This window comes from Pseudomonas sp. NFACC05-1 (assembly GCF_900100135.1).
GTDB lineage: Bacteria > Pseudomonadota > Gammaproteobacteria > Pseudomonadales > Pseudomonadaceae > Aquipseudomonas > Aquipseudomonas fluorescens_Q.
The window spans coordinates 309,496-333,674 of sequence record NZ_FMTR01000003.1 but is presented as its reverse complement, the minus strand read 5'-3'; the positions used below and the strand labels follow the sequence as shown (position 1 = coordinate 333,674).

Annotated in this window: 18 protein-coding genes and 2 pseudogenes; 12 read left to right on the top strand and 8 right to left on the bottom strand. The window is 61.4% G+C overall.

Annotated elements, in window-relative coordinates:
* Positions 1-13: 13 nt before the first annotated feature.
* Positions 14-1,498 carry a sodium/proline symporter PutP gene (gene putP / locus BLO97_RS07835; protein WP_092146708.1) on the bottom strand — a complete coding sequence of 495 codons (1,485 nt, stop codon included), beginning with the start codon at positions 1,496-1,498 and terminating at the stop codon, positions 14-16.
* A 462-nt stretch (positions 1,499-1,960) separates the two neighbouring features.
* Between putP and putA the strand changes: the two genes are divergently transcribed.
* Together putA and BLO97_RS07825 are read left to right on the top strand one after the other, a co-directional pair.
* Entirely contained in the window at positions 1,961-5,914 is a 3,954-nt protein-coding gene (putA, locus tag BLO97_RS07830; protein ID WP_092345489.1) for a trifunctional transcriptional regulator/proline dehydrogenase/L-glutamate gamma-semialdehyde dehydrogenase, read from the top strand.
* Between the two features lie 162 nt (positions 5,915-6,076).
* Positions 6,077-7,879 (top strand): acyl-CoA dehydrogenase, encoded by a 1,803-nt coding sequence (locus BLO97_RS07825; RefSeq protein ID WP_092345487.1) that lies wholly within the window; start codon positions 6,077-6,079, stop codon positions 7,877-7,879.
* Positions 7,880-8,093: 214 nt separating this feature from the next.
* On the opposite strand, the gene BLO97_RS07820 is transcribed toward BLO97_RS07825, so the two are convergent.
* Positions 8,094-8,396 (bottom strand): cell division protein ZapA, encoded by a 303-nt coding sequence (locus BLO97_RS07820; protein ID WP_003197073.1) that lies wholly within the window; start codon positions 8,394-8,396, stop codon positions 8,094-8,096.
* The gene (locus BLO97_RS07815) at positions 8,393-8,623 is read right to left on the bottom strand and encodes a hypothetical protein (RefSeq protein WP_063323244.1); all 231 of its coding nucleotides are present in this window, start codon (positions 8,621-8,623) and stop codon (positions 8,393-8,395) included. Before BLO97_RS07815 ends, BLO97_RS07820 begins: the two co-directional genes overlap by 4 nt.
* Before the next feature lie 268 nt (positions 8,624-8,891).
* Here BLO97_RS07815 and BLO97_RS32230 point away from each other — a divergent pair.
* From BLO97_RS32230 to selO, 5 genes and pseudogenes are all read left to right on the top strand, one after another.
* Positions 8,892-9,614, top strand: a pseudogene (locus BLO97_RS32230) (MCP four helix bundle domain-containing protein); the annotation flags it as partial.
* A gap of 30 nt (positions 9,615-9,644) precedes the next feature.
* Complete coding sequence (locus BLO97_RS32225; RefSeq protein ID WP_371914213.1) at positions 9,645-10,517, top strand: methyl-accepting chemotaxis protein; 873 nt, start codon at positions 9,645-9,647, stop codon at positions 10,515-10,517.
* Between the two features lie 273 nt (positions 10,518-10,790).
* The gene (locus BLO97_RS07800; protein WP_092146716.1) at positions 10,791-12,533 is read left to right on the top strand and encodes a potassium/proton antiporter; all 1,743 of its coding nucleotides are present in this window, start codon (positions 10,791-10,793) and stop codon (positions 12,531-12,533) included.
* Positions 12,534-12,567: 34 nt separating this feature from the next.
* Positions 12,568-15,930, top strand: a complete 3,363-nt coding sequence (gene mscK / locus BLO97_RS07795; RefSeq protein ID WP_092146718.1) for a mechanosensitive channel MscK — start codon at positions 12,568-12,570, stop codon at positions 15,928-15,930.
* 37 nt (positions 15,931-15,967) lie between these two features.
* Positions 15,968-17,431 (top strand): protein adenylyltransferase SelO, encoded by a 1,464-nt coding sequence (gene selO / locus BLO97_RS07790; protein WP_092345481.1) that lies wholly within the window; start codon positions 15,968-15,970, stop codon positions 17,429-17,431.
* 237 nt (positions 17,432-17,668) lie between these two features.
* On the opposite strand, the gene BLO97_RS07785 is transcribed toward selO, so the two are convergent.
* From BLO97_RS07785 to BLO97_RS07770, 4 genes and pseudogenes are all read right to left on the bottom strand, one after another.
* A complete protein-coding gene (locus BLO97_RS07785; protein ID WP_092345479.1) occupies positions 17,669-18,070 on the bottom strand; it encodes a helix-turn-helix domain-containing protein in 402 nt (133 codons plus the stop codon).
* Positions 18,067-18,325 (bottom strand): annotated as a pseudogene (locus BLO97_RS07780) (type II toxin-antitoxin system HigB family toxin). The gene BLO97_RS07785 and the pseudogene BLO97_RS07780 overlap by 4 nt, the downstream one beginning before the upstream one ends.
* Before the next feature lie 165 nt (positions 18,326-18,490).
* Positions 18,491-18,769, bottom strand: coding sequence for a hypothetical protein (locus BLO97_RS07775; RefSeq protein ID WP_092222361.1), 279 nt, complete (start codon positions 18,767-18,769; stop codon positions 18,491-18,493).
* A gap of 132 nt (positions 18,770-18,901) precedes the next feature.
* A complete protein-coding gene (locus tag BLO97_RS07770; protein ID WP_218189611.1) occupies positions 18,902-19,807 on the bottom strand; it encodes a LysR substrate-binding domain-containing protein in 906 nt (301 codons plus the stop codon).
* A 207-nt stretch (positions 19,808-20,014) separates the two neighbouring features.
* Between BLO97_RS07770 and ycaC the strand changes: the two genes are divergently transcribed.
* Positions 20,015-20,641: an isochorismate family cysteine hydrolase YcaC gene (gene ycaC / locus BLO97_RS07765; RefSeq protein ID WP_025211469.1), complete on the top strand. Its 627-nt coding sequence runs from the start codon at positions 20,015-20,017 to the stop codon at positions 20,639-20,641.
* Positions 20,642-20,815: 174 nt separating this feature from the next.
* Entirely contained in the window at positions 20,816-21,238 is a 423-nt protein-coding gene (gene trxC / locus BLO97_RS07760; RefSeq protein WP_092146730.1) for a thioredoxin TrxC, read from the top strand.
* A 59-nt stretch (positions 21,239-21,297) separates the two neighbouring features.
* On the opposite strand, the gene BLO97_RS07755 is transcribed toward trxC, so the two are convergent.
* The gene (locus tag BLO97_RS07755; RefSeq protein ID WP_003197050.1) at positions 21,298-22,068 is read right to left on the bottom strand and encodes a ParA family protein; all 771 of its coding nucleotides are present in this window, start codon (positions 22,066-22,068) and stop codon (positions 21,298-21,300) included.
* Between the two features lie 359 nt (positions 22,069-22,427).
* Between BLO97_RS07755 and BLO97_RS07750 the strand changes: the two genes are divergently transcribed.
* From BLO97_RS07750 to BLO97_RS07740, 3 genes are read left to right on the top strand one after another with little or no spacing between them, the layout of a single operon-like run.
* Positions 22,428-23,147 (top strand): beta-ketoacyl synthase chain length factor, encoded by a 720-nt coding sequence (locus BLO97_RS07750; RefSeq protein ID WP_063325179.1) that lies wholly within the window; start codon positions 22,428-22,430, stop codon positions 23,145-23,147.
* Positions 23,123-23,932: a lysophospholipid acyltransferase family protein gene (locus tag BLO97_RS07745; protein WP_072339995.1), complete on the top strand. Its 810-nt coding sequence runs from the start codon at positions 23,123-23,125 to the stop codon at positions 23,930-23,932. The genes BLO97_RS07750 and BLO97_RS07745 overlap by 25 nt, the downstream gene beginning before the upstream one ends.
* The gene (locus tag BLO97_RS07740; RefSeq protein WP_063323264.1) at positions 23,913-24,173 is read left to right on the top strand and encodes a phosphopantetheine-binding protein; all 261 of its coding nucleotides are present in this window, start codon (positions 23,913-23,915) and stop codon (positions 24,171-24,173) included. Before BLO97_RS07745 ends, BLO97_RS07740 begins: the two co-directional genes overlap by 20 nt.
* Positions 24,174-24,179 lie beyond the last annotated feature (6 nt).

Sequence of the window (24,179 nt, the reverse complement as noted above, 5' to 3'; positions counted from 1 at the left end):
CTCGCCGAAGGCCTTACTGGTTCAGGCGAAAATCTTTTTCCGCCGCGTCGAAGCGCTGCAGCATACCCGCGGTAGGCGTGCCCATCTTGCTGACGAAGTAGATAGCCAGGCTGGCGAAGATGAAGCCCGGGATGATTTCGTACAGGCCCAGCAACGCGAAATGCTTCCAGACGATCACGGTGATCGCACCCACCAGGATGCCGGCGAGCGCGCCATTGCGGGTCATGTTCTTCCAGATTACCGAGATCAGGACAACCGGGCCGAAGGCAGCACCGAAACCAGCCCAGGCGTAGCTCACCAGACCCAGTACGCGGTTTTCCGGGTTAGCGGCCAGGGCAATGGCGACCAGGGCCACCAGCAGCACCATGGCGCGGCCGACCCAGACCAGTTCCAGCTGGGAAGCGCCCTTGCGCAGGAAGGTCTTGTAGAAGTCTTCGGTCAGGGCACTGGAGCACACCAGCAACTGGCAACTCAGGGTGCTCATCACCGCCGCCAGGATGGCCGACAGCAACACACCGGCAACCCATGGGTTGAACAGGATCTTCGCCAGCTCGATGAACACCCGCTCTGGGTTCTCGGTCACGGGGCCGGCCACGTCAGGGTGCGCCGAGAAGTAAGCGATACCGAAGAAGCCCACAGCCACGGTGCCGCCCAGGCACAGGATCATCCAGGTCATGGAAATGCGACGGGCATTGGCGATCGACTTGACCGAATCCGCCGCCATGAAGCGCGCCAGGATGTGCGGCTGGCCGAAGTAGCCCAGGCCCCAGCCCATCAGCGAGATGATGCCGATGAAGGTGGTGTTTTTCAGCATGTCGAACGACGTAGGATCTTTTGCTTCGATGGCCAGGAACGTGGTGTCCACACCACCGGTAGCCAGCAGCACGATGATCGGCGTGAGGATCAGCGCAAAGATCATCAGGGTGGCTTGTACGGTGTCGGTCCAGCTCACGGCCAGGAAACCACCGACGAAGGTGTAGGCAATGGTTGCTGCAGCACCGGCCCACAGCGCCGTCTCGTAAGACATGCCGAAGGTACTTTCGAACAGACGGGCACCGGCCACGATGCCGGAAGCGCAGTAGATGGTGAAGAACACCAGGATCACCACCGCAGAGATGATCCGCAGCACGCCGCTCTTGTCTTCGAAACGGCTGGAGAAGTAGTCCGGCAGCGTCAGTGCGTCACCGTTGTGCTCGGTCTGAACCCGCAGGCGACCGGCCACGAACAACCAGTTCAGGTAGGCACCGGCGATCAGGCCGATGGCGATCCAACTTTCCGACAGGCCGGACATGTAGATTGCACCGGGCAAACCCATCAACAACCAGCCGCTCATGTCGGAAGCACCTGCAGACAGTGCCGTCACCACGCTGCCCAGGCTACGACCGCCCAGGATGTAATCGGAAAGGTTGTTGGTGGAGCGGTAAGCCATCAGACCGATCAGGACCATGGCTGCGATATAGATCACGAAAGTGATCAAGGTGGGATTACTAACACTCATGAGTTACGCCCTGGCTTTGTTTTTATGTAGCGGTGGCAGTTGAAAGCATCGACAACACAGATGTTGTAGCGACGATTTGCAGTCCCGCGAATTTATGACTGATGTTTCCCCAGGAAAGCCATCAGCCGATGCCCCTCGGCTTTGAACCGGTTGCACCTTGGCCGCGAATGCTATTCAACAAATCAAATAAGGTGCAACCAGTTTCGCTCGAATAAGTTGCACCTGATCGGTTTTATCGCAAGATTCGAGTTTTTTGCTCCCTTTTAGTGCAGTTCCCAGCACTCAGCTAGAAGCTAAAGCACTAAGCCGGTGCAGGATCAGCCGGACGATATTTGCTTCCGGATGAGCTGCCTGTCATTTCGAGAAAAAAAGGGTTGCACCCGGTTGCACCTCAATCATCCCGCAGCTAATCTTGCCGCCAGCTGATGCCACGCGATACGTGGTAAACATGAGGATAAAAATATGGCTACCACCACCCTTGGGGTCAAACTCGATGACCCGACCCGCGAACGCCTCAAGGCGGCCGCAACCTCGATTGATCGCACGCCGCACTGGCTGATCAAGCAGGCAATTTTCAATTACCTGGAAAAACTCGAGGGTGGTGCAACCCTGACCGAGCTGAACGGTTCACCTCGCACCGACAGCGACGATGCTGGCGATGTGCAAATCGACCATGCTCACCAATGCTTCCTCGAATTTGCCGAGAGCATCCTGCCGCAATCGGTCCTGCGCGCCTCCATCACGGCCGCTTACCGTCGCCCAGAGCCGGAAGTGGTGCCGATGCTGATCGAACAGGCCCGCCTGCCGGCACAAATGGCCGAAGCCACCAACAAACTGGCGGCTTCGATTGCTGAAAAACTGCGCAACCAGAAAAGTGCCGGCGGCCGTGCCGGTATCGTTCAGGGTTTGCTGCAGGAATTTTCCCTGTCGTCCCAGGAAGGCGTAGCACTGATGTGCCTGGCCGAGGCGCTGCTGCGCATCCCGGACAAAGGCACCCGTGACGCCCTGATCCGCGACAAGATCAGCACCGGCAACTGGCAGCCACACTTGGGCAACAGCCCGTCGCTGTTCGTCAACGCCGCCACGTGGGGCCTGCTGCTGACTGGCAAGCTGGTCGCTACCCATAACGAAGCAGGCCTGACCTCTTCCCTGAGCCGCATCATCGGCAAGAGCGGCGAGCCGATGATCCGCAAGGGCGTCGACATGGCCATGCGCCTGATGGGCGAGCAGTTCGTCACCGGCGAAACCATCGCCGAGGCCCTGGCCAACGCCAGCAAGTTCGAAACCAAAGGCTTCCGCTATTCCTACGACATGCTGGGTGAAGCCGCACTCACCGAACACGATGCGCAGAAGTACCTGGCCTCGTACGAACAAGCCATCCACTCGATCGGCAAAGCGTCCCACGGTCGTGGGATTTATGAAGGCCCAGGCATTTCCATCAAGCTGTCCGCCCTGCACCCACGTTACAGCCGCGCCCAGTACGAGCGCGTCATGGACGAGCTGTACCCACGCCTGCTGTCGCTGACCCTGCTGGCCAAGCAATACGACATCGGCCTGAACATCGACGCCGAAGAGGCCGACCGCCTCGAGCTGTCGCTGGATCTGCTCGAGCGCCTGTGCTTCGAGCCGCAATTGACCGGCTGGAACGGCATCGGCTTCGTGATCCAGGCCTACCAGAAGCGTTGCCCGTACGTGATCGACTATGTGATCGACCTGGCTCGTCGCAGCCGTCATCGCCTGATGATTCGCCTGGTAAAAGGCGCGTACTGGGACAGCGAAATCAAGCGCGCCCAGGTCGAAGGCCTGGAAGGCTATCCGGTCTATACCCGCAAGGTGTACACCGACGTGTCCTACATCGCCTGCGCCCGCAAACTGCTGTCGGTGCCCGAAGTCATCTACCCACAGTTCGCCACGCACAACGCCCATACCCTGGCAGCCATCTACCACATCGCCGGTCAGAACTATTACCCGGGCCAGTACGAATTCCAGTGCCTGCATGGCATGGGTGAACCCCTGTACGAACAGGTTGTAGGCAAGGTTTCCGAAGGCAAGCTGAACCGTCCGTGCCGTGTGTACGCTCCGGTCGGCACTCACGAAACACTGCTGGCGTACCTGGTACGTCGCCTGCTGGAAAACGGCGCGAACACTTCGTTCGTCAACCGTATCGCCGACCAGTCCATCTCGATTCAGGAGCTGGTGGCCGATCCAGTGGCCAGCATCGAGCAGATGGCGACGCTGGAAGGCGGTTTCGGCCTGCCGCACCCGCGCATCCCACTGCCGCGCGACCTGTATGGCAGCGACCGCGCCAACTCCAGCGGCATCGACCTGGCCAACGAACATCGTTTGGCGTCGCTGTCCTGCGCCCTGCTTGCCACTGCCCATAACGATTGGAAAGCCGTGCCGATGCTCGGCTGCGCCGCCAGCGAAGAAACCCCGGCCCCGGTACTGAACCCGTCCGATCACCGCGACGTGGTGGGCCATGTGCAGGAAGCCACGGTCGCCGATGTCGACAACGCCATCCAGTGCGCCCTCAACGCCGCACCGATCTGGCAAGCCACGCCGCCAGCCGAGCGCGCCGCGATCCTCGAACGTGCCGCCGACCTGATGGAAGGCGAGATCCAGCCGCTGATGGGCCTGCTGGCCCGCGAAGCCGGCAAGACCTTCGCCAACGCCATCGCCGAAGTGCGTGAAGCCGTGGATTTCCTGCGCTACTACGCGGTGCAGGCGCGCAACGATTTCACCAACGATGCCCACCGCCCACTGGGTCCGGTGGTCTGCATCAGCCCGTGGAACTTCCCGCTGGCGATTTTCAGCGGCCAGGTCGCCGCCGCTCTGGCCGCCGGTAACCCGGTATTGGCCAAGCCCGCCGAGCAGACGCCATTGGTGGCTGCCCAGGCGGTGCGCCTGATGCTCGAAGCCGGCATTCCGGAAGGCGTGCTGCAATTGCTGCCGGGGCGCGGCGAAACCGTCGGTGCCCGCCTGGTGGGTGACGAGCGGGTCAAGGGCGTGATGTTCACCGGCTCCACCGAGGTCGCTCGCCTGCTGCAACGTAACATCGCCGGGCGCCTGGACAACCAGGGCCGTCCGATCCCGCTGATCGCCGAAACCGGCGGCCAGAACGCCATGATCGTCGACTCCTCGGCGCTCACCGAACAAGTGGTCATCGACGTGGTGTCGTCGGCCTTCGACAGTGCCGGCCAGCGTTGTTCGGCCCTGCGGGTCCTGTGCTTGCAGGAAGATTCCGCCGACCGCGTCATCGAAATGCTCAAGGGCGCCATGGCCGAATCGCGCCTCGGCAACCCCGAGCGTCTGTCCGTGGACATCGGCCCGGTGATCGACGCCGAAGCCAAGGCTGGCATCGAGAAACACATCCAGGCCATGCGCGATAAAGGTCGCACCGTGTACCAGATGGCAATCGCCGACAGTGACGAGTGCAAGCGCGGCACCTTCGTGATGCCAACCCTGATCGAGCTGGAAAGCTTCGACGAGCTGCAGCGCGAGATCTTCGGTCCGGTGCTGCACGTGGTGCGCTACAAGCGCAAGGAGCTGGACCAGTTGATCAACCAGATCAACGCTTCCGGCTACGGCCTGACCTTGGGCGTGCACACGCGCATCGACGAGACCATCGCCAAGGTCATCGACAATGTCCATGCGGGCAACGTCTACGTGAACCGCAACATTGTCGGCGCTGTGGTCGGCGTGCAGCCGTTTGGCGGCGAAGGCCTGTCGGGCACCGGTCCCAAGGCCGGTGGTCCGCTGTACCTGTACCGCCTGTTGTCGACACGTCCTACCGATGCGATCCAGCAATCCTTCGCCCGTGGTGATGCCCTCACCGCGCCGGACCTGCGTTTGCGCGACGCCATGAGCAAACCGCTGACCGCCCTGCAAGCCTGGGCCGACAGCCAGAAGCTCGCCGAGCTGAGCGCCCTGTGCGTGCAGTTCGCGGCTCAATCGCAAAGCGGTATTACCCGGACTCTGACCGGGCCGACCGGCGAACGCAACAGCTACGCCATCCTGCCCCGCGAGCACGTGTTGTGCCTGGCCGACGTGGAAGGCGACCTGCTGACGCAACTGGCGGCCGTACTGGCCGTGGGCGGCTCGGCCGTGTGGCCGGAAACCGACACCAGCAAGGCCTTGTTCGCCCGCTTGCCGAAAGAGATTCAGGCGCGCATCCAGCGGGTGGCCGACTGGACCAAGGACGAGGTGCTGTTCGACGCAGTCCTGCACCACGGCGATTCGGATCAACTGCGCAGCGTTTGCCAGCAAGTGGCCAAGCGTGCCGGTGCCATCGTCGGGGTCCATGGTTTGTCCCAGGGCGAGACCAGCGTGGCGCTGGAGCGTCTGGTGATCGAGCGAGCCTTGAGCGTCAACACCGCGGCCGCGGGTGGTAACGCCAGCTTGATGACTATCGGCTGAAAGCAGCTGCGAGCGGCAAGCTACAAGCGGCAAGTAAAAGCAGATGCTTTTGCTTCAGCTTGCAGCTTGCAGCTTGTGCTGCTCTATCACCCCCATCAATCATCCTGTTCAGCCTTTATCAGCACGCCTAGACTCGGCCCATCCCAAAAAAGGTAAGCCGCCATGTCCGAGACGCTGCTCAGTTCCCGCAATCTGGCTTTCGAGCTGTATGAAGTCCTCGATGCCGAGGGCCTGACCCAGCGCGAGCGGTTCGCCGAACACAATCGCGAAACCTTCGACGCGGCCATCGATACGGCCCGCAGCATCGCCGAGAAATTTTTCGCCCCTCACAATCGCAAGAACGATGAAAACGAACCGCGCTACGAGAACGGCGAGGCGATTCTGATTCCCGAGGTGAAGCCGGCGGTGGATGCCTTCCTCGAGGCGGGCTTTCTCAACGCCGCACGCAGTTTCGAGGCAGGCGGCATGCAACTGCCGACGTTGCTGTCCCAGGCCTGCTTCGCGCACTTCCAGTCGGCCAACGCCGCTTCGACCTCTTATCCGTTCCTGACCATGGGCGCGGCGAACCTGATCGAAAGCTTCGGCAGCGAAGAGCAGAAAAGACGCTTCCTGCAACCGATGATCGACGGTCGTTTCTTCGGCACCATGGCCCTGACCGAACCCCACGCTGGCTCCTCGCTGGCGGACATTCGTACACGTGCGGAGCCGGCGTCCGACGGCAGCTATCGAGTCAAAGGCAACAAAATCTTCATCTCCGGTGGCGATCATCCGCTGTCGGAAAACATCGTGCACATGGTCCTGGCGAAATTGCCGGACGCCCCGCCGGGCGTGAAGGGCATTTCGCTGTTTATCGTGCCCAAGTTCTTGGTCAACGATGACGGCAGCCTCGGCCAGCGTAACGACGTGCTGTTGGCCGGGCTGTTCCACAAGATGGGCTGGCGCGGCACCACCTCCACCGCGCTGAACTTCGGCGACAACGGCGCGTGTGTCGGTTACCTCGTAGGTAAACCGCACCACGGCCTGAGCTACATGTTCCAGATGATGAACGAGGCGCGGATCGGCGTCGGCATGGGCGCTGTAATGCTGGGTTACGCCGGCTACTTGTATTCCCTGGAATACGCTCGCGAACGCCCACAGGGCCGGGTGCCCGACAGCAAGGACCCGACCACCGCCCCGGTGGCGATCATCCAGCACGCCGACGTGCGCCGCATGCTGCTGACCCAGAAGGCCTACGTTGAAGGTTCGTTTGACCTGGGCCTGTACGCGGCGCGCTTGTTCGACGACACCACCACCCTGGAAAGCGAAGCCGAGCGCAGACGCGCCCATGAGCTGCTGGACCTGCTGACCCCGATCGTCAAATCCTGGCCCTCTGAGTTCTGCCTGAAGGCCAACGAGCTGGCGATCCAGATTCTGGGGGGCCACGGCTACACCCGCGAATACCCAGTGGAGCAGTATTACCGCGACAACCGCCTGAACCCCATCCATGAAGGCACCCACGGCATCCAGTCCCTGGACCTGCTGGGGCGAAAACTGGCGCAGAACGGCGGTGCCGGGCTCAAGCAACTGGTCCGCCTGGTGGCCGACACCACCGAACGCGCCCAGGCGCACCCATCGTTAACGCCGTTGCGCCAACCACTGGAAGCCCTCGTGGCACGCCTGCAAACCGTCACCCTCGGACTGCTGACGGACCTGGCCCAGGGCAAGGTGAACAGCAGCCTGGCCAACTCGGCCCTGTACCTCAAGGTGTTTGGCCATATGGTGATTGGCTGGCGCTGGCTGGAACAGGCGATCCGTGCCGAGGAGGGCCTGGCCAAGGGGAATACCGCGGACAGCGACTTCTATAAAGGCAAGCTGCAAGCGGCGCGCTACTTCCTGACCTGGGAAGTGCCGGGTTGTCATCATGAGCTGGCGATTCTCGAAGCGCGGGATGATACGTGCCTGGGGATGCGGGATGAGTGGTTCTGACCCAGCGTGGTGCGGCAGACATCCAATCGCGAGCAGGCTCGCTTCCACAAGGGGTTCCAAGTGGACGCGACATCTGCGTTCACCACCGATCCATTGTGGGAGCGAGCTTGCTCGCCATAGCAGTGTTTCAGCCAACACACAGGTAGCTGAGCTGACGCCATCGCGAGCAAGCTCGCTCCCACACAAGCCCCACAGTCAACATTCGCTAACCGGTTCAGGCCTGCTGGATCGTCTTGGCAATCACATCGACCGTGGCGCTGACTTGCTCTTGGTAACGGTCGAGTTCCGCTTGATGTTGCTTCTGCATTTCCATCTGCTGCGAACACAGGTTCATGGCCGCCAGCACCAGCAGGCGATCACCGATCAGCGTCGGGTACTTCCTTTTCGTATCGGCCAGTGCGGCCTTGAGCATCGAAGCGGCGTCCAACAGGGCCTGTTCCTGCCCGGCCGGCGCTTTGATTGAATAGTCTTCTCCCAGGATCGAGATGACTGTCACCCCATCGGCGCCGTGCTTCATGCGCTGACAGGACCGGCGCTGGCGCGCTCGATCAGGGCCTGGATGCGGGCGGCGGTGGTGCCGTGCAGTTCTTCCTGTTCCATCAGGCTCAGTTGCAGGCTTTCGTTTTCATCCTTGGCCTTGGCAAGCTCGGTGTTCAGGGTTTCGTTCAGGCCGGTGAGGTGACGGTTCTGTTGCACCAGGTCATTGACCAGTTGCTCCAGTTGGCTGAGGGATGTTTCCAACATGTTGATTTCCAGGCTTTTTCAAGGGGCGCGTACGATAAGGAAAAGTCCTGGTCGATGCCACGCTTTATTCAGGCCAAGCCTGTGTCGGCGAAGCGACTAGACTCTCCTGGTGAGCCTTAAAGACTATGGACAGACTATCTGGTTCCTGCATTTCGTCGCCCCGAGGCCGCCCAAGCGCACACATCTCTCAAGACTCCAGCCGCTGTCCCGATAGCTTTAAGTAAGTCCTCCAACCCAGCACGAACGTGCACCTGTCTGGTACTTTGTCATGTCGTTACGCAATATAAACATCGCGCCGCGGGCGTTCCTGGGGTTCGCCATGATTGGCGCCCTGATGCTGGTTCTCGGGGTGTTTGCCCTCAACCAGATGAGCAAAATTCGCGAAGCCGGCGAGAGCGTGGTTGCCAACAGTGTGCCTAGCATCAAGGCCCTGAACGACCTGACCCAACTCACCCTGCGCCTGCGGGTGCTGTCCTATCGCCTGCTGAGCAGCCGCGAACCAGACCTCCAGAAAAAAACCCTCGAACAATTTGACCAGCGCAGCCAGCAGATCAGCGTAGTCCAGGCTGAGTACGAAAAACTCATCGCCGCCGCCGATGAACGCGCCGCCTACAATCAGTACGTTCAATTGCTGAGCCAATACCGTCAACTCGAAGACCGTATGAAAACCCTGTCGCGCAACAACCAGGTCGACGAACTGAAGGTGCTGCTGAACACTGAACTGCTGAGTAATTCCGAAGCGATCAACACGGCGCTCGACCGTCTCCTGCAGATCAATAATCTACAGGCCGAAGGGTATAACAAGCAGGCGGTCGATCAGTACGGCTCGGCCTTCAACATGGTGGTGGTCCTGCTGGTGGTTGCCACCGGCCTGACCCTGCTGTTCGCCTGGCTCCTGACCAACAGCATCACCAAGCCGATTGCCAACGCCCTGGATGCGGCTGAAGAAATCGCCAAGGGCAACCTGACTCGACCGATTGTCGTCGATGGCAGCGACGAAGCCGGTCGCCTGCTGCGGGCAATGTCGACCATGCAGGAAAAACTGCGCGACACCTTGCAGCGGATTTCCGGCTCGGCCACACAACTGGCCTCCGCCGCCGAAGAACTCAACAGTGTCACCGATGAAAGCGCCCGTGGCCTGACCCAGCAGAACAACGAAATCGAACAGGCCGCCACCGCCGTCAACGAAATGACCAGCGCCGTGGAAGAAGTCGCGCGCAATGCAGTGAGCACCTCCGAAGCATCGAAAAACGCCACCACCTCCGCAGGCGACGGTCGCGACCTGGTGCAGGAAACCGTCAGCGCCATCGAACGCATGAGCGCCGATGTGCAAAGCACCGCGGCGTTGATCGGCAACCTGGCCGATGAGTCCCGTGACATCGGCAAGGTGCTGGATGTGATCCGTGGCCTGGCCGACCAGACCAACCTGCTGGCCCTGAACGCCGCCATCGAAGCCGCCCGTGCCGGTGAGGCCGGTCGTGGTTTTGCCGTGGTGGCCGACGAAGTCCGCGCCCTGGCCCATCGCACCCAGCAGTCGACCAGCGAGATCGAACGCATGATCGGCAGCATCCAGAGCGGCACTGAACACGCCGTGGATTCGATGCGCAACAGCACCGAGCGCGCCGAGTCGACGCTGAACATCGCCCGCGGCGCCGGCATGTCCCTGGACACCATCAACACCGCCATCGTCGAGATCAATGAACGCAACCTGGTGATTGCCAGCGCCGCCGAAGAGCAGGCCCAAGTGGCCCGTGAAGTGGACCGCAACCTGGTGAACATCCGCGACCTGTCGGTGCAATCGGCCACCGGCGCCAACCAGACCAGCGCCGCCAGTGCCGAACTGTCGCGCCTGGCCGTGGACTTGAACAACATGGTTGGGCGGTTCAGCCTTTAAGACTCAACCTACCTCTGTGGCGAGAACTTCCTGTGGCGAGGGGATTTATCCCCGATCGAGTGCGAAGCGCTCGCTATCGATCTATATGGCGGCAAAGTTCTCGGGGCTGCTTCGCAGCCCAACGGGGATAAATCCCCTCGCCACAAGGGCTGTGCCCAGCCCCCCCAGCCCAAACCTTTTTTGACAGCATCACATTTCAACAGGTTAGAATCGCTGGCACGCAGACTGCATGGTCAGTCTGCGCCCGCCCTTAGCTTTTCCGGAGTACTGCCTTTGACTGCTACGACCATCAACAGCCTGTTCTTGATCGGCGCGTTGCTGGTAGGTGCGAGCATCCTGGTCAGTTCCCTTTCGTCCCGCCTGGGCATCCCGATCCTGGTGATCATCCTGGCCGTGGGCATGGTGGCCGGTGTCGACGGCGCCGGTATTCTTTTCGATAACTACGCCACGGCTTATCTGGTCGGCAACCTCGCCTTGGCCGTCATCCTGCTGGACGGCGGCTTGCGCACGCGGGTCTCGAGTTTCCGCGTCGCACTGTGGCCGGCGTTGTCGCTAGCCACGGTCGGTGTGTTGATCACCACCGGGCTGACCGGCCTGGCGGCGGCGTGGCTGTTCAACCTGAACCTGATCCAAGGCCTGCTGATCGGCGCCATCGTCGGCTCGACCGATGCCGCGGCGGTGTTCTCGCTGCTGGGCGGCAAGGGCCTGAACGAACGGGTCAGCGCCACCCTCGAGATCGAGTCTGGCAGCAACGACCCCATGGCAGTATTCCTGACCGTGACCCTGATCGGCATGCTCGCCAGTGGCGAAACCGGCCTGCATTGGAGCCTGCTGGGGCATCTGGTGCGCGAGTTTGGTATCGGCGCGGTGCTTGGCCTGGGCGGTGGCTGGCTGATGTTGCAACTGGTCAATCGCATCAATCTGGCCAACGGCCTGTACCCGATCCTGGTCATCAGCGGCGGCCTGGCGGTATTCGCCTTGACCAACGCCCTGCACGGCAGCGGCTTCCTCGCGGTCTACCTGTGCGGCCTGGTGATCGGCAACCGTCCGGTGCGCAGCCGCCACGGCATCCTGCACATGCTCGATGGCATGGCCTGGCTGGCACAGATCGGCATGTTCCTGGTGCTAGGGCTGCTGGTCACGCCTCATGACCTGCTGCCCATCGCCCTGCCCGCCCTGGGCCTGGCGCTGTGGATGATTCTGTTTGCACGGCCCCTTTCGGTCATGGTGGGCCTGTTGCCATTCAAGGCATTCCACGGTCGCGAAAAAGCTTTTATCTCCTGGGTCGGCCTGCGCGGCGCGGTGCCAATCATCCTCGCGGTGTTCCCGTTGATGGCCGGCCTGCCTCACGCCCAGCTCTATTTCAACCTGGCGTTCTTTATCGTGCTGGTCTCGCTGCTGGTGCAGGGCACGAGCCTGCCGTGGGTCGCCAAGCTGCTGCACGTGACCGTCCCACCCGAGCCCCTGCCGATTTCCCGGGCCGCGCTGGAAGTGCACGTCACCAGCGAGTGGGAGTTGTTCATCTATCGCCTGGGCGCTGAAAAATGGTGCATCGGCTCGCCCCTGCGGGACCTGAAAATGCCCGATGGCACCCGCATCGCGGCACTGTTTCGTGGCCAGCAACTGCTCCATCCGTCGGGCAGTACGGTGCTGGAAGTCGGTGATTTGCTGTGTGTTATCGGCCATGAACACGACTTGCCAGCCCTTGGAAAACTGTTCAGCCAAGCGCCGCAGCGGGGCCTGGATCTGCGTTTCTTCGGCGACTTCGTACTCGAAGGAGACGCCCAGCTGGCCGCGGTTGCGGCGTTGTACGGGTTGCAACTGGACGGCATCGATCCAGACATGTCCCTGGGGCGCTTCATCGCTCAGAAAGTCGGTGGCGCACCGGTGGTCGGCGACCAGGTGGAATGGAATAACACCCTGTGGACCGTCGCGGTCATGGACGGGAACAAGATAGGCAAAGTGGGCGTCAGATTCCCCGAAGGAAGTCGCCCGGGTCCCGGCTTGTTCCTCTAAACTGCTCCCACTCTCACTTGCTTGACCGGTCTCTATGCCTACCCTGCGCTCCTTTATCACCATCGCCCTGCTGGGCCTGAGTCTTTCCATCTGCACGCTGCAAGCCGCTGAACCGCTGACCAGCGCCTCGGTAGAAGCCAGCCTGGACAAAATCGCCGACCGCAAACTGCCGGAAGCCGAGCAGAAGGCCTTGCAGGCGGTGCTGCAAAACACCCTGACCCAGCTCAACAACAAGGCCGACTACGAACAGAAGCTGCTCGCCCTCAAGCAGCAATTGGCTACCGCCCCCAAGCAGAACATCGAAAACCAGCGCGAACTGGCGCGGCTCAAAGGCACCGCGGTGGTGCCGGTGGCGCAACGCTACGCCAACCTGCCGATTCCCCAGCTCGAGCAAATGCTCACGGATCGCTCCACCCAGCAGGGCGATCTGCAAAAAGCCCTGGCCGATGCCAACAGCTTGATCATCACCGCCCAGACCCGTCCCGAGCGGGCCCAGGCGGAAATTTCCAGCAGCCAGACCCGCATCCAGCAGATCAACGCCATCCTCAAGGCCGGCCGGGATGCCGGCAAGACCCTGAGTGGCGAGCAACGCGACCAGCTCACCGCCGAGCTGGCGGCCCTCAATGCGCTGATTCCGCTGCGCCGCCAGGAACTGGCCGGCAACAGCCAACTGCAGGATCTGGGCAACGGCCAGCACGACTTGCTGATGGAAAAAATCGCCCGCACGGAGCAGGAAATCCAGGACCTGCAAAACCTGATCAACCAGAAGCGCCTGGCCCAGTCCCAGGAGACGGTGACCCAGCAATCCATCGAAGCCCAGAAGGCCGGTGGCAGCAGCTTGCTGGCGACCGAGAGCGCGGCCAACCTGAAGCTCTCCGACTACCTGCTCAAAAGCACCGACCGCCTCAACGAGGTCACCCAACAGAACCTGCAGACCAAGCAACTGCTGGACAGCGTGACCCAGACCGACGCGGCACTGGACGAGCAGATCAGCGTGCTCAAGGGCAGCCTGCTGCTCTCCAAGATTCTCTACAAGCAGCGCCAGACCTTGCCACGCCTCAAGCTGGACCAGAACCTGGCCGACCAGATCGCCGACATCCGCCTGTACCAGTTCGAAGTCAGCCAGCAACGTGAACTGCTGAACAACCCCAGCGCCTACGTCGACAGCCTGCTGGCCTCCCAGCCCTCGGAACAAGTCACCCCGCAACTGCGCAAGACCTTGCTGGAACTGGCCCTGACCCGTGTCGACCTGCTGGAACGGCTGAACCGTGAGTTGAGCGCAGTGCTCAACGAATCGATCACCTTGCAGCTCAACCAGAAACAGCTGCTCAGCACCGCCCAGAACCTGCGGGCGACCCTCGAAGAGCAGATGTTCTGGATTCCCAGCAACAAACCGCTGGATTTCGAATGGATGCGTGCGGTGCCGACGCGCCTGGAAAAACAGATCGACTCGCTGCCCTGGGCTTCGAGCCTCAGTGAACTGGCCGATGGCCTGACCCAGCGGCCACTGCTGTTCCTGCCCCTGGCGCTGCTGATCGGGGCGTTGCTGTGGCGGCGCAAGAATCTCTATGCTCGCCTGAACAAGGTTCACCAGGACGTCGGTCACTTCAAGCGCGACAGCCAGTGGCACACCCCCCAGGCGATCCTGATCAATATCCTGCTGGCGATGCCGGTGGCCCTGGCACTGACCCTCTGCGGCTACGCCTTGCAGATCGACGCCCGCGGCCAGAACGCCAACCTCGGTGCGGCGCTGCTGCAGATCGGCCAGGCCTGGCTGGTGTTCTACACGGCCTATCGCGTGCTGGCCCCCGGCGGCGTGGCCGAGTTGCATTTCCGCTGGGAGAAACCCCAGGTCGAATTCCTCCAGGGCTGGATTCGCCGGCTCGGGCTGGTGGTGCTGGCGTTGGTGGCTGTGGTGGCCGTGGCCGAGTTGCAACCCTCGACCCTGGCCGATGACGTGCTCGGCATGCCGGTAGTGCTGACCTGCTACGCGCTGATGGCGTGGTTACTCAGCCGTCTGCTGCTGAGCAGCCCGACCCACAAGAACACTTCGTTGTTCCGCAAGGCGGTCGGGGTGCTGTTCACCGCGCTGCCGATCGCGCTGTTCGTGGCGGTGTGCTTCGGCTACTACTACACCGCGCTGAAACTCAGCGATCGATTGATCAACACCCTGTACCTGCTGATGTTCTGGCTGGTGATCGAGGCCACCTTCGTCCGTGGCCTGTCGGTCGCGGCGCGGCGCCTGGCCTACCAGCGCGCGCTGGCCAAGCGTCAGGCGGCCAAGGAGGCCGGCGACGGCGAAGCGGTGATCGAAGAGCCGACACTGGATATCGAGAAGGTCAACGAACAGTCCCTGCGCCTGATCCGCCTGGCCTTGCTGGGCGGCTTCATCGCCGCGCTGTACTGGGTCTGGTCGGACCTGATCAGCGTGTTCTCGTACCTGGACAACATCACCCTCTACGAATACACCAGCGGCACTGGCGCCAACATGAGCATGGTGCCCATCAGCATCGGCGACATGCTCGGCGCGCTGATCATCATCGGCATCACCTTCGCCCTGGCGCGCAACCTGCCGGGCCTGCTGGAAGTGTTCGTGCTGTCGAAGCTGAACCTGGCCCAGGGCAGCGCCTACGCCACCACTACGTTGCTGTCCTATGTGATCGCCGGTGTCGGTTTCGTCACCACCCTGTCCACCCTCGGCGTGAGCTGGGACAAACTGCAATGGCTGGTGGCCGCGCTGTCGGTGGGCCTGGGCTTCGGCATGCAGGAGATCTTCGCCAACTTCATCTCCGGGATCATGATCCTGTTCGAGCGCCCGGTGCGCATCGGCGACACCATCACCATCGGCAACCTGTCGGGCACGGTCAGCAAGATCCGCATCCGCGCGACCACCATCACCGACTTCGACCGCAAGGACATCATCGTCCCGAACAAGACCTTCATCACCGGGCAACTGATCAACTGGTCGCTGACCGACACCGTCACCCGGGTAACCCTGAAACTGGGCGTGGACTACGGCTCGGACCTGGACCGGGTGCGTGAGTTGCTGCTCAAGGCCGCACGCGACAACCCACGGGTGCTGAAGGAACCGGAGCCGATCGTGTACTTCCTGAACTTTGGTGAAAGCACTCTCGACCATGAGCTGCGCATGCACGTACGCGACCTCGGTGACCGCAACCCGGTACTGGACGAGATCAACCGCTTCATCAACCGTGAGTTCAAGAAGGAGCACATCAACATCTCCTTCCGGCAGATGGAAATCTATCTGAAGAACCTGCAAGGCCAGGAATACAAACTGGTGCCTGCCGAGCCCGACAAAAAGACCATCACGCCCGTGCCGTCGGCTGTCGCCAGCATCAAGCCGGTGCCTGAGCCGCCGCAAGGCACACTCGACTGATTGCGGGTTGCCTGCGGGCGTCCCGCCGGAGACGGCCATGAAAACACTGGAAACCCTGACCTTCGATAACCGTTTCGCCCGCCTGGGCGACGGTTTCTCGACCCACGTGCTGCCCGAGCCCATCGACAATCCACGGCTGGTGGTCGCCAGCCCGGCGGCCATGGCGTTGCTGGACCTGGACCCGGCAGAAGCCCAGGCACCGCTGTTCGCCGAGATCTTTGGCGGCCACAAGCTCTGGGCCGAAACCGAGCCACGGGCGATGGTGTATTCCGGGCATCAGTTCGGTCACTACAACCCACAACTGGGCGACGGTCGAGGATTGCTGCTGGGCGAGGTGTACAACGAGGCGGGCGAGCACTGGGACCTGCACCTCAAGGGTGCCGGCCAGACGCCGTTCTCACGGATGGGCGACGGGCGCGCGGTGCTGCGCTCCTCGATCCGCGAATTCCTCGCCTCCGAAGCCCTGCACGCGCTCGGTATCCCCACCACCCGGGCCTTGTGTGTGATCGGCTCGGACACCCCGGTGTGGCGGGAAAAGCAGGAACGCGCCGCCATGGTGCTGCGCCTGGCCCCCAGCCATGTGCGCTTCGGGCATTTCGAATATTTCTACTACACCAAGAAGCCCGAGCTGCACGCGGCCCTCGCCGAGCATGTGCTGAACCTGCACTTTGCCGAGTGCCGTGCACAACCGGAGCCGTACCTGTCGATGTTCCGCGAAATCGTCGAGCGCAACGCCGAGCTGATTGCCAAATGGCAGGCCTACGGTTTCTGCCATGGCGTGATGAACACCGACAACATGTCGATCCTGGGCATCACCTTCGACTTCGGGCCGTTCGCCTTCCTTGATGACTTCGACGCCAACTTCATCTGCAACCACTCTGATGACCAGGGCCGTTACTCGTTCAGCAACCAGGTGCCCATCGGCCAATGGAACCTCAGCGCCCTGGCCCAGGCCTTGACGCCGTTCATCAGCGTCGAAGCCCTGCGTGAGACCCTCGGTTTGTACTTGCCGCTGTACCAGGCCCACTACCTGGACCTGATGCGCCGCCGCCTCGGCCTGAGCCGAGCCGAAGAAGACGACCAGAAACTGCTGGAGCGCTTGCTGCAATTGATGCAGAACAGCGGCGTCGACTACAGCCTGTTCTTCCGCCGACTGGGCGACCAAGCTCCCGAGCAGGCCGTCGCGACCCTGCGCGATGACTTCGTCGACCTGAAGGGCTTCGATGCCTGGGGCCAATTGTATGTTGCCCGCGTCAACCGCGAAGGCCCCGTAGATCAAGACCAACGCCGCGCACGCATGCACGCCGTCAACCCGCTGTACGTGCTACGCAACTACCTGGCGCAGAAAGCCATCGACGCCGCCGAATCAGGCGACTACGACGAAGTGCGCCGCCTGCACACCGTGCTGAGCAAGCCGTTCGAAGAGCAACCGGGCATGGACAGCTACGCGCAACGTCCGCCGGAGTGGGGCAAGCACCTGGAGATCAGTTGCTCGTCGTAACGCGGCGCCACGGCTGAAAGAAACCACCCGCCCAACACATACCTGTCTGGATCGCAGAGATGACTACCCTGTGGCGAGGGGATTTATCCCCGCTGGGCTGCGCAGCAGCCCCAACACAGGCAACGCGGTGCAACAGATGAACCGCGTCAGCCGGGTTACGACTGCTTCGCAGCCGAGCGGGGATAAATCCCCTCGCCACAAAAGCAGGTCGGTATTTCGCAGCGCTACACCGAACCATCAAATGAAGGTTTCCACCGATACACCGAAGCGCTCGGCCAGCCAGCGGATCTGCCTCAAATTGAGCTGACGCTTACCGCTCAATACCTCCGATACCACCGACTGGGTACCAACGCCCGGCAAGTCGCTCTGGCTCATGCCATGTTCACGCATCAGGTAACGCAGCGCCTCGACACCGCTCGCCTTGGGTATTGGCCGGTGCTGCTGGTCCCATGCCTCGATCCATTCGCCGATAATATCCACCAGGCTCATGAGAGGATGGGTTTCGTCTTCGCCCACCAACACCAACAGCTCATCAAGAGCACTCGCCAATCGGTCATAATCCTCTTCGCTCCTGGGCTTACGCAGCAGGGGCGACACAAACTCCCAATGGGCAGCGACTTGTTCAATCAGTGCACTCATCCCTTTTCCTCCTTCCACTTGCCTCTGTCGTATTCCCGATGGTCAAATCACCGCAATCAGCCGCAACTTGTTTCCACCGATGTCAAACACATGCAGCGGACCGACCTTATCGGTTGCCGGAAATATGGATTTCATCGCCGCGAAATCAGCCGGGCTATTGCGCTTGATCAGCCGATACCATTGATCCAACGCATTCGCTGAATGTGGCCATTTCTCCTTGGCCTCCCAAATGCGTTTCTCAGTGATCACATGCATGCAACGTCCTTATCGCATTTTGCTATGGGGAAGTTAAACACAAATCTGGCGCATCGCAAATTGCGATAGCGCCAGTTAGACAAATGGTTAGCTCTTGCTGGTTTCCAGCCTAGTCGCCAAAAGATTTAGGTCTCGGTAAGAAATGTGAGCAGATATGAGTCCTGCTCACCCAACCTTATCGTTCCCCTGCTCAGGCGTCTCGATCCCCGGCTCCGCCTCTTCACCCCCCTTCTCCTTGGGTTTGGCCGCTGGTTTTTCCTCGGGATAACCGGGCATGCCGCGGGCGTCTTCGGGGGTCAGCTCGTCCCGGTCGTGGCGGCGGTCGGTGGCGTAGGGCGGGGCGGCGTTGGGGTCTTCGTCGCGGCCGGCGGTGCCGAGGACGAAGCCGTCGTCATTGGGGTTGTCCACGGCCTGTGGGGTGTCTGGGTCTTGAGGATTGCTCATGGGACCTCCGGGTTGCGAACAGGTACGTTGTGGTTTTTTGAGGGCCTGGCGTGCATTGAGTGCAACGCACCTGATGAATGGCAGCCTGGCTAGCCGCCCTTCACCGCAGACAAAAAACCAACGGGCCCGGCCCTATGCCATATCGCTATGACTGAATTCCTCGGCCAGGAAATCGATCAGCGTACGTACCGACGGCAGCAACCCGCGTCGTGAGGCAAAGATTGCGTGGACGATCCCGCACTTGGGCGTCCAGCCCGGCACCAGTTCCAGCAGCCGGCCAGCCGCGATGTCTTCACGCACCACCACAGTGGGCAGGTGAGCGATGCCGATGCCGGCCAACACGGCGTGACGCAGGGCCAGCAGGTCGTCGGTGACCATGCGCGGTTCATGACGGATCAATGCGCGACTGCCGTCCGGGCCGAACAATTCCCACTGATATTCGCGCTGCGCCCCGCCCCAATGCACGCTCGGCAGGCCGTTGAGGTCCGCCGGCGAAGCGGGTGAAGACAAGCGCTCAAGGTAAGCCGGGCTACCCACCAGGCATTGGGTGCTGTTGCTCAGCACTTTCATGACCATGTCGGTGTTTTCCAGCGGCGGAAAGCGCACCCGCAAGGCGATATCGAACCCTTCATGGATCAGGTCCACCCGGCGGTTGGTGCTCTCGATGAACAACTCCACCCGTGGGTACTTGAGCATGTAGCGGGTCAGCATCGGCCCGACCCAACTGTTGAGCAGCGCCGTCGGGCAACTGATGCGCACCAGCCCCTGGGGCTCGGAGCGGTTGCGTTCGATCACTTCCGCCGCGCTCTCGGCTTCGACCCGCATCGCCAGGCAACGCTGGTAATAGGCCTGGCCGATCTCCGTCAACGTGCAGTGGCGGCTGGTGCGATGGAGCAAGCGCACCCCGAGCCGATCTTCCAACTGGGCGATACGCCGACTGAGTTTGGACTTTGGCATGTCCAGCGCCCGGCCAGCAGCGGCGAACCCACGGTGCTCCACGACCTGGGTGAAGTAGTAAAGCGTGTTGAGGTCTTCGATGATCGTTCTCCAAATAGAACGCTAAGGCTAATTTTCGCAGTCTAGCGCATCAAAGGTGCCAGTTTTAATCTACACCCATCGAAACGCAACACGGATTGAAGCCGGGGCGCTTCGACCGGATGAGTCACCGATCAATCGCTGCACCGACATTGAAAACCTTAACCACGCCGACACCTTCGGCAACCAAAACTTGATGAGGACTACGCCATGACCACTTCCTACAACCGCCTCGACAAAGATAACGCCGCCGTTCTGCTGGTCGATCACCAAGCCGGCCTGCTGTCTCTGGTACGCGATATCGACCCGGACCGCTTCAAGAACAACGTGCTGGCCCTGGCCGACCTGGCGAAGTACTTCCAACTGCCGACCATCCTCACCACCAGCTTCGAAACCGGCCCCAACGGCCCGTTGATGCCCGAGCTCAAGACCCTGTTCCCGGACGCGCCGTACATCGCCCGTCCTGGCCAGATCAACGCCTGGGACAACGAAGATTTCGTCAAGGCGATCAAGGCCACCGGCAAGAAGCAACTGATCATCGCCGGTGTGGTCACCGAAGTCTGCGTAGCCTTCCCGGCACTGTCGGCCCTGGCCGAAGGTTTCGACGTGTTCGTGGTCACCGATGCGTCCGGCACGTTCAACGAGCTGACCCGTCAATCGGCCTGGGACCGCATGTCGTCCTCGGGTGCGCAACTGATGACCTGGTTCGGCCTGGCTTGTGAACTGCACCGCGACTGGCGCAACGACGTGGAAGGGCTGGCGACCTTGTTCTCCAACCACATCCCGGACTACCGCAACCTGATGACCAGCTACAACACGTTGACCAACGCTAAATAACAGCCTCACCGATATACCCTTGTGGGAGCGAGCTTGCTCGCGATAGCGGTCTGACAGTCGATCCAGTATCTGACTGATACACCGCCATCGCGAGCAAGCTCGCTCCCACAGGTTTTTGTGCTGGTTTCTATATAGTGTTCAATCTGTGCCCATGATTTTCTGGAGACTGACCTGATGCTGATCCCCTGCCCCCATTGCAACGGGCTCAATCGCATACCCGCCGAACGCCTGGGCGACCAACCCAAATGCGGGCGCTGCAAAGCCCAGGTGCTATTGAACAAACCGTTCGAACTCAAGCAAGGCGACTACACCAGCCAGATCAAAGGCGACCTGCCATTGCTGGTGGATGTATGGGCCGATTGGTGTGGGCCGTGCAAGTCCTTCGCGCCCGTGTTCGAACAAGCCGCCGCACAGCTGGCGGGCAAATGCCGCTTGGCCAAGCTCGACAGCGAGGCCAATCAGCAGTTATCGGCACAGTTGGGGATCCGCTCGATTCCCAGCCTGATTCTGTTCAAGGATGGCCGGGAAGTGGCGCGCCAGAGTGGGGCGCTGCCGTTGCCGCAGTTGATGGCTTGGTTGCGCAGCCAGGGGATTTGAATCAAAAACCCATGTGGAGCGAGCAAGCTCGCTCCACATGAGTTTTGCACAGGTCAGATTCAGGCGCTTTCCAGCAGGCTATGCAGCTCCATGAACTGCAGGGTCAGCTTGTGTCGCGGGTCGAGGTGAATCAGCGGCAGGCTGGCCTGGTGGGATTCGCGCATGCGCACCGAGCTGCTCAGGTACACCGGCAATACCGGCAGCCCTTCGGCGATCAGTTCGTCGAGAATCTGCTGTGGCAGGCTGGCCCGAGCCTGGAACTGGTTGACCACGATGCCTTCGACTTCCAGGCCTTCGTTATGGTCGTCCTTGAGCTCTTCGATTTCCGCCAGCAGTCCGTACAACGCCTGTCGGGAGAAGCTGTCGCAGTCGAAAGGGATCAGCACCCGATCGGCGGCGATCAATGCTGAAACCGCATAGAAATTCAGTGCTGGCGGGGTATCCAGGTAAATCCGGTCGTAATCTTCCTCCAGCTCTTCGAGCAGTTTGCGCAGCTTGTTGATCTTGTGCTTGGCCTCAAGCTTGGGCTGCAGATCCGTCAGTTCCGCCGTGGCGGTGATGACGTGCAGGTTGTCGAACGGCGTTTCGTAGATATCCACCTTGTTCTTTTTCGAGAACGGCCCGGACGACAGGGTTTGCTTGAAGAAGTCGGCAATACCCATGGGAATGTCATCGCCGGTCAAGCCAGTCAGGTATTGAGTGGAGTTGGCCTGGGCATCCAGGTCTACCAACAGCGTGCGATAGCCCTCGCTGGCGCTGACTGCCGCCAGATTGCAGGCGATGCTGGACTTGCCCACGCCACCTTTCTGATTGAACACCACACGCCGCATGTCAAAACCTCCGTGTATCAAAGATTCCCGAGTGTAGTAGGCAGCGACACCGCTTAGCTACCTTCCGCGTAGAAGGACTACAGCAACAGTGGCTTTTCCCACAATTCAGACGTCAATTCGCCCAGACCGTGACAGAAATAACCGACAGACAGGCTCATGATGATCGCGACAATGGTCCAAGCCTGGCCTTGAGCGGACCAACTCGTACATTTCGCTGGACAAAATGTAACCAGCATTTGCTACAAGCCAATCGCACCGGGATAATGCGCGCCACTTGGGTCGCAAGGCCATGCAGGGTTGGACGCGGGTCAAACCACTGAACCGTGACAATAAAAGCCCGCAGGGGTGGGGTGAAGTTTGTGATCAATTTCAATATCGCCCAATGGCGCGCGTGGGCCCCTGGGCTCGAAAGCGTGGACGATTGGCAGGCATGGAGCCGACAGCCGGTCGTATTGCCGGCCAGCGATGCCGCCCCTGACGTTTCGTTCCTGCCGGCCATGCAGCGCCGGCGCCTCAGCCGCCTGGCGCGGATGGCCTTCAGTGTTGGCTGGCCGTTGGCCGAGGGCCGGCCGGACCTACCGTTGGTCTTTATTTCCCGCCACGGCGAAACCCCGCGCACTTTTGAGATTCTCAAGGACCTGGCAGCCGACCAGCCCTTGTCGCCCACCCAATTCAGCCTGTCGGTGCACAACGCGGTGATTGGCCTGTGGTCGATCATGCGCGGCGAAACCAGCGAAATGACCGCCCTGGCCGCTACCGGCGACGGCTTGGAACACGGCGTGCTGGAGGCCGTCGCGCTGCTGAACGAAGGATCGCCTGCGGTGCTGCTGGTGATCACCGAAGAGCAACCTCCGCAAGTCTATGCACCCTGGGTCGATGACGTTCCGTTTCCCTATGCCATGGGCCTGCTACTGACCCCGGGCGATGACTGGCAACTGGATCTCTGCGCGCAGGCCGGCCAATCGCCTGGCAGCGACTGGCCCCATGCCCTGGATCTGTTGCGTACCCTGCTGAACAATGAAACCACCTGCCAACATGCCTGGAAGAATCGTGTATGGACCTGGCAACGCAACCGGTGACGGGTAAACATCGCGACGCCTATTACTGGCGCCTGATCGCGACCGCCGCAAGCTTCGCCCTGTTCGGGCTGGGCGGGCTGTGCCTGCGTTTGCTGGTGTTCCCGTTGCTGGCCTGGTGGCCCGGCGATGCCCAGGCCCACCGGCAAAGGGCGCGCCGCACGGTCGGGCGGTTGTTCTGGTTCTTTATCCGGTTCATGGCCCGTACCGGCGTGCTCACCTATCAGATCGATGGCGCCGAACGACTCGGGCGCCCTGGGCAGATGATCATTGCCAATCACCCGTCGCTGATCGACGTGGTGTTCCTGATCGGGCTGGTGCGCGACGCCAACTGCGTGGTCAAGCAAAGCCTCTGGGACAACCCCTTTACCCGGGGCCCACTGCATTCGACCCAATACATCAGCAACGACGGCAGCATGGACATGCTCGATGCCGCCAGCGACGCCTTGCAAGAGGGCCAGACGTTGATCGTCTTCCCCGAAGGGACACGCACCCAGCCAGGCCAGGTGCCGGCCTTTCATCGGGGGGCGGCGGCCATCGCCCTGCGGGGTGCGAAAATCCTCACGCCCGTCACGATCAAGGTCTGCCCCACGACCCTGACCAAGGCTGAACCCTGGTATCGCATCCCCCTGCGCCGCGTGCACTTCAGTTTTCACGTCGGAGCCGATATAGACCCACAGGCGTTCGCCGCGCTCGGCCCGCCACCCCAGGCTTCGCGCAGGCTCAACGATTTTTTGCATCACTATTACATCAAGGAGCTCGCCGAAGATGAGCGATCTGCACCGTGACATCAAAAAGCTGATCATCGACGCCCTCGGCCTGGAAGACATCGACATCGACGACATCGGCGACCACCAGACGCTGTTCGGCGAAGGCCTGGGCCTGGACTCGGTGGATGCCCTGGAGTTAGGCCTGGCGATCCAGAAGGAGTACGGCATCAAGATAGACGCCGACGCCAAGGACACCCGTAACCATTTCAGCAATGTGGCAAGCCTTGCGGCCTTCGTCACTGCAAAAAGCGTAGCCTGAGACCAG